A 6,041-nucleotide genomic window follows, 5' to 3' on the forward strand; every position below is an offset into this window, starting at 1 on the left:
CTACTTCCGGTGGGACACCCTCTTTACCTAACGGCGTGAAGAGGGCAATCCATGCGGCATTATTCGATCTGCACGTTGATGAGCTTCTCGAGTTCCCCTTCGGTGATCTTCACCGTCTGGGGCTTGCTCTGCTTGCCATCCAGTTTGAAGACGACCGTGTGGGTGCCAGCTGGGAGTTCAAGTGCGTTACCGAGCGCCGCGGGGGTCTTCCGGCCCGAGAACTTACCGTCCACCCAGATTTCGGCTCCATTGGGGCGGGAGCTGCAGGCGAGCTTGCCCTTGGCCACCACCTTGGCGACCACTCGAGCCGGAGGAGGCTTCGGAGCGACGGGACGCTCGATGACCGGAGCGGGCGGAGGTGCTTCCTTCTCGAGTTCGAAGGAGACCTTCACCTGCTCCTCGCCATCGGAGCGGAACTTGCCGGAGAAGCTCTTGTAGCCGGCCCGGGTGGCCTTGAACTCGTAGGTCTTGCCGATGGTGAGGTTGGCGAGCCTGGCCTCGGGAGTCTTCCCCGCGCTCTGCCCGCCCACGGCGACCTCGGTCCCCGCCGGAGTCCCCACGAACTCCGCGGAGAAGAGGGTCGGCTTGGGTGCCTCCTCGGGGGGAGGAGAAGCGGTGCCGGTACGAGGCTCCGTCCCCGTCGCGGCGGCGGTGGGCTCGGAGGGAGGCACCTGCGCCTGGGTCGGGTCCTTGCCTTCGCCAGAAGGGGTGGGCGTAGCGGTGGGCTGGGTATTCGTCCCCGAGGGCGAACCCTGGGCATCGGCCACTGCGGAGCCGGTAGCGGAACCCGTGGGTGGCTCCTCGGTCAGTACGACCTGGATCACCTGGGGCTGCTGTCCCTTGGTGACACGAATCTCCTTTTCCGAGGCCAGATAGCCAGGGGCCTTCACGGACAAGGAATGAGCGCCCTCGTCGAGCTGGATGACCTCGTTCTGGGCCATGAGCTTTCCGTCGATGCGAACATCCGCGCCCCGACTCGGCTGGACGGAGATCATCACACGGCCGGTGCTAGGACCGGACAGCATGAAGCCCACGAGCGCGACCACGAGCACCGCGCAACCCGCGGCGATGCCGATGAGGGCCTTGGGGGGCAGTTTCTTGCGGGTGGGGGCCTCGGCGCGAGCAGGCTTCCCGCGAGAAGGAGTGGGCTTGGCGGGAGAGGGCTCCGGTTCCTGATTGAGGAGAATGGGCCCGGTGGCCTCTTCCTCCTGGGGATCCTCCTCGTGCTCCAAACCCTGGGGCTCGTCGTACCCGTCCTCCGGCTCATCCGCGTAGGCCCGCTGATCATCCTGCTCATCATGAGAGGGCGGCTCGGCATCCGGCTCATCATCGAGTGCCGGACCTATCATGGTGCTGTTGGAGGCGGCATGTCCGACCCGGGTGGCGTTGGATTCCACGGAGGCATCGAACTCCGCGGGAGCGGAGGGCGCGGGTCCAACGACCGTGGCACCCGCGTAGCTCTCACTCTCCTCGCCGATGACCACTCGGGATTTGACGCCACCGCGCCCCCGGGGGGACTGAGCGGCGCTGGCGGCAGCGGCGTAGTCGGTCTCGCCCGTCAGGCTGTCATCGACCAACACGCTCGAGGAGGGTTCAGGTGGAGCATCCGGCCGCGAACCATACGTGGAGTCGACAATCTGCGTCTTCTCCCCCGCCCCATCGAGTTCCGCGAGTTCCTCCTGGGTAGGAGGAGGCACGTATGGAGCGCGAGGCGCGTTTTGAGCCACGGGCGTAGGCGAACGACTGGCCACGGGCATCGCGACCATGGACTGATTCCGGCGCGGTGCACGCATCATGTCGCCGGTGACGCCCGAGGTTTCAATCAACTCCGGACGCTCGATGGAGGCATAGCGCTCCATTTTCTCGGCTTCGCGAAGGATGTCCTCGGCGAAGGCGTCCTTCATGTAGGCCGAGAGATGCTTGGACGAGTAGATGGCATCGCCCGCGAGGAGGAACCGCATCAGGTCCTCCTGCAGGTCCGAACCCCACTGGTAACGGGTGTCCGCATCACCCGAGAGCGCCTTCATCAGCACTCGCTCGAGTCCCGCCGGGATGTTCGGGTTGAACTGCCGCGGGGTAGGCACGTCCGCGTTGCGGACCTTCTCCAAGGTGGAGAAGTCGGACTCACCCACGAACAACCGCTCACCCGTGAGCATCTCGTAGAGGATGACGCCCACCGCGAAGATGTCACTCCGGCGATCGATGGGCAGGCCGCGAACCTGCTCCGGACTCATGTAACCGAACTTCCCCTTGAGGATGCCGGCTTGCGTCTTCTGAGATCGATTCGCCGCCTTGGCGATACCGAAGTCGATGATCTTCACCTCGCCTTCGTACGAGATGAGGATGTTCTGAGGAGAGATGTCGCGATGGATGATGTTCAGGTCCTGCCCGCGCGCATCCTTCTTGCGGTGCGCGTAGTCGAGACCCTCGCAGATCTTCGAGGCCAGGAAGACCGCCTGCGCCGTGGGCATGATCTCCTTGCGACGCCGGTAGCGCTCCAGGAGCGTGCGCAGGTCGCGGCCAGGCACGTACTCCATGGCGATGAAGTAGGTGTCCTCGTGTTTCCCCAGCTCATGGATGTGCACGATGTTGGCATGGTTCAGCTGGACGCTGATCCGCGCTTCATCGATGAACATCGTGATGAACTCGTCGTCCTCCGCCATCGTCGGAAGGATCTTCTTGATGGCGAGGATGCGCTCGAACCCCTCGACGCCAAAGGCCTTGGCCGTAAAGACCTCCGCCATGCCGCCAACGTTGATGCGCTCGAGGAGGAGGTACTTCCCAAATAGGGTCGGCTTCTTCATTGCGTGGGCTCGCCCGCACCCGGATGGCCACGGTGCCGCTGGAGGAAAAACGGTGGGTGGATAACCGGACGAGGACGGAACTCTAGACGGAGCACGAATGGGGAGTCAAACGACCCCGCGCGGTGATTCCCTAAGAGTTCCAGCCACTTGGGCTCAGTTCGAAAGCGAAATCTTCGCGACGAGGGACACGAGACCAAGCCGATGAGGAGACTTGAGGACGAGCGCACGAGGGAATCCCCGTCGAGAGGACGCCCGAGCACACGAAAAAAGAGAAAGCCCCGAGCGACCACCGTGGGGTGGAGGCTCGGGGCCTTCAAGAGAAAAAAATCCGGCAGCGACCTACTCTCCCGCGCGGTTTCCCGCGGAGTACCATCGGCTCTGGAGGGCTTAACTTCCGTGTTCGGGATGGGAACGGGTGGGACCCCTCCGACATTGCCACCGGAAAACTGGTGTCCGTCTCAAGTCCATACGAAGGGTAGGGAAATCAACTCCGGCTGCGAAGCTCGCAAGTGCCGTCTTCCGGGCCCGGCGCCTTGTCTCCCTCTGGGAGGGGACGCGCACGGGGCCTCGAACCTGGCCTCGACTCCTCGGATACCTCCCAACCTGACGGGAGCTCCTAAGAGATTGAGGTAAAGTAAGCCTCTCGACCTATTAGTACCGGTTAGCTCAACGTGTTACCACGCTTACACACCCGGCCTATCAACGTCGTCGTCTTCGACGGGTCTTCTGGGGCTTGCGCCCGGGATACCTATTCTCGAGGTCGGTTTCCCGCTTAGATGCTTTCAGCGGTTATCCAATCGACACATGGCTACCCAGCGATGCCTCTGGCGAGACAACTGGTACACCAGCGGTGTCTCCAACCCGGTCCTCTCGTACTAAGGTCAGAGCCTCTCAAGTATCCTACGCCCACAGCAGATAGGGACCAAACTGTCTCACGACGTTTTGAACCCAGCTCGCGTACCGCTTTAATTGGCGAACAGCCAAACCCTTGGGACCTGCTCCAGCCCCAGGATGCGATGAGCCGACATCGAGGTGCCAAACCTCCCCGTCGATGTGAACTCTTGGGGGAGATAAGCCTGTTATCCCCGGAGTACCTTTTATCCGTTGAGCGATGGCCCTTCCATTCAGGACCACCGGATCACTATGACCTGCTTTCGCACCTGCTCGACGTGTCCGTCTCGCAGTCAAGCTCCCTTATGCCATTGCACTCGCCGCCCGGTTTCCAATCGGGCTGAGGGAACCATCGCGCGCCTCCGTTACGTTTTGGGAGGCGACCGCCCCAGTCAAACTACCCACCAGACAGTGTTCCAACTCCCGGTAAGGGAGCATGGTTAGACACCAGAATCCGACAGGGTGGTATTTCACCGTTGCCTCCACCGAACCTAGCGGCCCGGCTTCAAAGGCTCCCACCTATCCTACACAGTCGAACCCTAGTGTCACTGTCAAGTTGTAGTAAAGGTTCACGGGGTCTTTCCGTCTTGCTGCGGGTAAACTGCATCGGCACAGCTATTTCAATTTCGCTGAGTCCCTCTCCGAGACAGCGCGGAAGTCGTTACTCCATTCGTGCAGGTCGGAACTTACCCGACAAGGAATTTCGCTACCTTAGGACCGTTATAGTTACGGCCGCCGTTTACTGGGGCTTCGGATCATCGCTTCACCTTGCGGCTGACGAATCCCCTTAACCTTCCAGCACCGGGCAGGAGTCAGACCCTATACGTCGGCTTCTTGCCTTCGCAGAGTCCTGTGTTTTTGGTAAACAGTCGCTACCGCCATTTCTCTGCAACCCCTCTGGGCTTCGGCTGTACGCCTACACCTACCAGGGGCCCACCTTCTTCCGAAGTTACGGTGGAAATTTGCCTAGTTCCTTGGAGGAGAGTTCTCTCAAGCGCCTTAGGATTTTCTCCTCACCCACCTGTGTCGGTTTGCGGTACGGACACCCTGTAGACTCCCCGCGGAACTTTTCTTGGAAGCCGAGCATCAGCGACTTGCCCCGTGAGGGGGGCCATGGGGTCTCGGGGATAGCTGCCGCGCCTTTATTCGTACGCGACACCCCTACGCCTTTGGACTGACACAACCACCGGTCAGCTCGCCTAGCTTTCTCCGTCCTTCCTCGGTTCAACGTCTACAAGATGGCGCAGGAATATTAACCTGCTTGCCATCACCTACGCCTTTCGGCCTCGGCTTAGGTCCCGGCTAACCCTGGGAAGATTAACTTGACCCAGGAAACCTTGGGTTTACGGCGAGGGGGTTTCCCACCCCCTTTATCGCTACTCATTTCGGCATCAGCACTCGCAACCGCTCCACCAGCCCTTGCGGTCTAGCTTCTCAGCTGTTGCAACGCTCCCCTACCACTGCATGCGCCTGACGCATGCAATCCGAAGCTTCGGCGCTAGTCTTGAGCCCCGTTACATTTTCGGCGCGGCCTGTCTCGACCAGTGAGCTATTACGCTTTCTTTAAAGGATGGCTGCTTCTAAGCCAACCTCCTGGTTGTCAATGACCTGCCACATCCTTTCTAGTGTTCACTTAGACTAGACTTGGGGGCCTTAGCTGTCGGTCTGGGTTATTCCCCTCTTGCCAATGGACGTTATCACCCACTGACTGCTTCCCGAGATAACAAGTACTGGCATTCGGAGTTTGGTACGGTTTGGTAATCTGGTGAGACCCCTAGCCGTTCCAGTGCTCTACCTCCAGTATTGAATTCCTCGAGACGATACCTAAATATCTTTCGGGGAGAACCAGCTATCACGGAGTTTGATTGGCCTTTCACCCCTACACACAGCTCATCCCAGAAATTTTCAACTTTCATGAGTTCGGTCCTCCATGAGGTGTTACCCTCACTTCAACCTGGCCATGTGTAGATCACCCCGCTTCGGGTTATAATGCACGCAACTCATTCGCCCGTTTCGGACTCGCTTTCGCTCCGGCTCCACCTATCGGCTTAGCCTCGCTACGTACATTAAGTCGCCGAATCATGATGCAAAAGGTACGCCCTCGCACTGGGTTGCCCCGTAGTGCTCGGACTGCTTGTAGACATGCGGTTTCAGGTTCTTTTGACTCCCCTCACTGGGGTTCTTTTCACTTTCCCTCGCGGTACTAGTTCACTATCGGTCGCCAAGGAGTATTTAGCCTTACCGGATGGTCCCGGCGGATTCAGGCAGGATTGCACGTGTCCGCCCTACTTGGGTACCCCACTCGGCCTCCGTCCGTTTTCGCGTACGCGACTATCACGCTCTCTG

1 protein-coding gene and 2 rRNA genes are annotated in these 6,041 nt (G+C 60.2%); all 3 read right to left on the reverse strand.

All coding sequences use genetic code 11. The features are described from left to right. Positions 1 to 59 precede the first annotated feature (59 nt). The 3 genes from MEBOL_RS40855 to MEBOL_RS40865 all read right to left on the reverse strand — a co-directional run bounded on the left by MEBOL_RS40855 (position 60) and on the right by MEBOL_RS40865 (position 6,041). Positions 60 to 2,804, reverse strand: coding sequence for a serine/threonine-protein kinase (locus MEBOL_RS40855; protein WP_095982476.1), 2,745 nt, complete (start codon positions 2,802 to 2,804; stop codon positions 60 to 62). Between the two features lie 326 nt (positions 2,805 to 3,130). Next, a 5S ribosomal RNA gene (rrf, locus tag MEBOL_RS40860) occupies positions 3,131 to 3,247 on the reverse strand. Positions 3,248 to 3,434: 187 nt separating this feature from the next. Continuing rightward, positions 3,435 to 6,041 (reverse strand): 23S ribosomal RNA (locus tag MEBOL_RS40865).

This window comes from Melittangium boletus DSM 14713, from assembly GCF_002305855.1.
GTDB lineage: Bacteria > Myxococcota > Myxococcia > Myxococcales > Myxococcaceae > Cystobacter > Cystobacter boletus.